The 3,087-nt window shown below is 62.1% G+C and carries 3 protein-coding genes and 1 pseudogene; 2 read left to right on the forward strand and 2 right to left on the reverse strand.

Annotated elements, in window-relative coordinates; genetic code table 11:
• Window positions 1-7: 7 nt before the first annotated feature.
• Window positions 8-370: pseudogene (locus FEM54_RS28990) on the forward strand (Lrp/AsnC family transcriptional regulator); the annotation flags it as partial.
• Between the two features lie 19 nt (window positions 371-389).
• Here the strand turns inward: FEM54_RS28990 and FEM54_RS28995 are convergent.
• Entirely contained in the window at window positions 390-1,160 is a 771-nt protein-coding gene (locus tag FEM54_RS28995) for an AraC family transcriptional regulator (RefSeq protein WP_138453899.1), read from the reverse strand.
• Window positions 1,161-1,258: 98 nt separating this feature from the next.
• Here FEM54_RS28995 and FEM54_RS29000 point away from each other — a divergent pair, with 98 nt between their 5' ends.
• Window positions 1,259-2,389 carry an MFS transporter gene (locus tag FEM54_RS29000; protein WP_138453900.1) on the forward strand — a complete coding sequence of 377 codons (1,131 nt, stop codon included), beginning with the start codon at window positions 1,259-1,261 and terminating at the stop codon, window positions 2,387-2,389.
• Here FEM54_RS29000 and FEM54_RS29005 read toward each other — a convergent pair.
• Window positions 2,379-3,087, reverse strand: a 709-nt coding sequence (locus FEM54_RS29005; protein ID WP_138453901.1) for a TonB-dependent receptor domain-containing protein, incomplete at its 5' end; no start/stop codon positions are given. The two genes, FEM54_RS29000 and FEM54_RS29005, sit on opposite strands and share 11 nt — an antisense overlap.

The following is a 3,087-nucleotide window of genomic DNA, read 5'->3' on the forward strand; positions in this document are numbered from 1 at the left end:
CACCTAGCCGTGCTGGCGACGGGTGTGCAACTTGGAGGAGAGCGGGGTGATCAGCGGCTATCAGGCGATTCTGTCGCCCAAGGCGCTGGGGTATGGCGTGACGGCGTTTGTCAGCATCATGATGGAAAGCCACACCCAGGAAATCGCCCGGGCATTCGAGCAACGGCTGCTGGAGATTCCCGAAGTTGTCGCCTGCCACAACGTGTCGGGGCGCTATGACTTTTTGCTCGAGGTGGTGGCCAAAGACCTGGAGTCGTTCGGCGAGTTTGCGCGTGAGGTGTTGCAGACGTTGCCGTGTGTTAAAGAAATCTACTCAAGTTTTTCCTATAAGTCGGTGCGGCCTTTACGGGTGATTCCGCTACCGGGCTGAAGCGGCCTCATGCACGCCCTCAGTCGACTTTCAAATACCCGCGTGGCGTGCTGCCGGTCATGCTTTTGAAGAAGGCGATCAACGCGCTGTCGCTGGCAAAGCCCAACTCGAACGCGCAATAGCCCAGGTTGCGCCCGATGGCGAGCAGTTCGATGGCCCGCATCAGGCGCCACTGCTGGCGCCATTGCTGATAGCCAAGGCCGGTTTCCCGCAGGAAAATCCGGCCGATGGTCTTGGTGCTGGCACCTATCTGTTTTTCCAGGGCTTGCAGGGTCGGCGGTAACCTTTCCAGATCGGCGAGCAAGGGCGCCAGGCGTTTGTCCTGGGGCAAGGGCAGGAGCATCGGTTGTGCGGTGGCCGCCTGGATTTCATCCAGGCACAGCGCCAGCAAATGCGCGTAGCGGCCCGTTTGCCAATCGGTGTCGAAGGGCGCCATCGCTATGGGTTCCAGGACTGCGCGAAGCAATGGGCTGACCTCGATCACCCCCACCTGTGCAGGCAATTGGTCGGCCAGTGGCGGGCTCAGATACACCGAGCGATAGTCCACGGTTTTGTGCATCACCGCGCGATGCGGCACGCCGCACGGGATCCACGCGGCGCGCGAAGGCGGCAGCAGGCACAGTTGGTTGTCGAGGGTGATACGGGTGCACCCTCGGCGGGTGAACAGCAGTTGCCCGCGCTGGTGGCGGTGCAGGCCGGAGTCGTGATCACCGAGCAGGGCGGCGATGCCGATGACCGGCGCTGCCAGGTGGTCGGGATCGAAAGGGGCGTCGGCGGTGAGCCAGGCCATAGGTTGTCCGATTTGATGGGTAAATTGTCAAAGTCTGGATAATACCCCAATCCACAGTCCTTACACTTCTTGCGCTGTTTCAAGCAAAGGAGTTGGGGATGAAGGTTAAATTTTTTTTGCCACTGACGGTCGCGTTGCTGATGTTCCCGCAACTGGCCCAAACGCTCTACAGCCCAGCGCTGGAAGATATCGGCCGGGCGTTTGCGGTGGGGCCGGAGCGGGCCGGGCAGACGTTGTCGGTGTATTTCCTGGCGTTCGCTTTTGGCGTGGTGGTGTGGGGCCGGCTGTGTGATCGTTGGGGGCGGCGGCCGGTGATGCTGGCCGGGTTGGCTCTGTACGTGGCTGCCTCGGTGCTGGCCTTGGGCATGACCAGCTTCAACGGTTTGCTGCTGGCTCAGGCGTTGGCGGCGTTTGGCGCGGCGGTCGGTTCGGTGGTGACGCAGACCGTGCTGCGTGACCGTTTCAAGGGCGTGCAATTGGCCCAGGTATTTTCGCTGATGGGCATTGCCCTGGCCGCCAGCCCGGCCGTGGGCCTGTTCACGGGCGCCAGCCTGGTGCAGTTCTTCGGTTATCGCGGTGTGCTCAGTGGTTTGTTGCTGCTCTCGCTGAGCTTATGGGCGTGGTGCGTGTGGGCGTTGCCCGAGACGCGTCCAGCCTCGATGCCGACGGCCGCGCTGGGCCAGACGTTGCGGTTGCTGCTCAGGGATGCCGGGATCTGGCGTTCGGTGGGGCTGGTGGCGGCGTTCAATATTGCGCTGTTCAGCTATTACAGCGTGGGGCCATTCATCTTTTCGCGGCTGGGTTTGTCTGCCGCCGACTTCGGCTACAGCGGCGTCTTGCTGGCGCTGGGCTCCGGGTGTGGTGCGTGGCTGAACAAGCGACTGCTCAAGCGTGGGGTAAACGGCGAGCGATTAGTGCTGATCGCCGCCGGTGTCGCAGTGCTGGGTGGCTTGCTGGTCGTGCTGCTGCAACACAGCGGGTTATTTGTCTGGCCGATGCTGTTGGTGGTACTGGCATTCGGCATGGCCATCCCCAATGTGCTGGGGGCCGCGCTGGTGGCCTACCAAGATCGTCTGGGCACTGCCGCCGCGCTGTTTGGTTTGTTGTATTACCTGGTGATCGGCGCTGGGTTGACCCTGGTCGCCTGGGCCCAGGACCTGGGTTGGAGTCTGTTGGTCTGTGGTTTGGCGGCGCTGTGGCTGGCAGCGCCGCGCAGGCTCAGAAGTTAACCGAAGCACTCAGGCGCGCGGTCAAGGGCGCGCCCTGGAACAGGTAGTCGTCGCCCAGGTATTCACCCGCATCGCGCCAGTAGCGTTTGTCGAACAGGTTATCGACGCTGAGGCGGAACACGGTCTCATAGCCGTCGATTTTGGTGGTGTAGCGGCTGCCGACATTCACTACGGCGTAGTCGCCCACTTGCACATTGCCGGTGCGGTCGGCGTACTTCTTGGCGCTGTATTGCACGCCGCCCAACACGGCCAGCCCATTCATCCATGGCAGGGCGTAATCGGCATACAGGCTGGCGCGCAGTTTGGGGACGTTGAGCGCCTGGTGGCCTTCGTAGTCTGGCGTGCCGCTGTTGTTCACGCGGGCACGAATCGCCGCGACGCTGGTGGCGATCTGCAGGCGGTCGGTGGCCCAGCCGTTGGCGGAGAGTTCCAGGCCGGTGTTTTTTTGTTCGCCTTGTTGGACGTAGATAAACTCGAGGCCTTCGGGTTTTGCGTATTGATAGGCCTGGCGGGTCTGGAATACGGCGGCGGCGAAGCTGATGCGGTGCCAGTCGTATTTCACGCCGGCTTCGATTTGCCGGGACACGGTTGGGGCCAGGGTTTCATCGGGAATTCGGGCAAACCACGGTGCCGTGCCGCCCAATGACAAGCCCTTGCTGTAGCTGGTGTACAGCGAGATATTTTCCACGGGTTTATAG

The sequence above is a fragment of the Pseudomonas edaphica genome (assembly GCF_005863185.1).
GTDB classification, from domain to species: domain Bacteria; phylum Pseudomonadota; class Gammaproteobacteria; order Pseudomonadales; family Pseudomonadaceae; genus Aquipseudomonas; species Aquipseudomonas edaphica.

Coding starts and splice junctions, on each gene's coding strand:
- FEM54_RS29000 (WP_138453900.1), top strand. CDS start 1,259: ATGAAGGTTAAATTTTTTTTGCCACTGACGGTCGCGTTGCTGATGTTC.
- FEM54_RS28995 (WP_138453899.1), bottom strand. CDS start 1,160: ATGGCCTGGCTCACCGCCGACGCCCCTTTCGATCCCGACCACCTGGCA.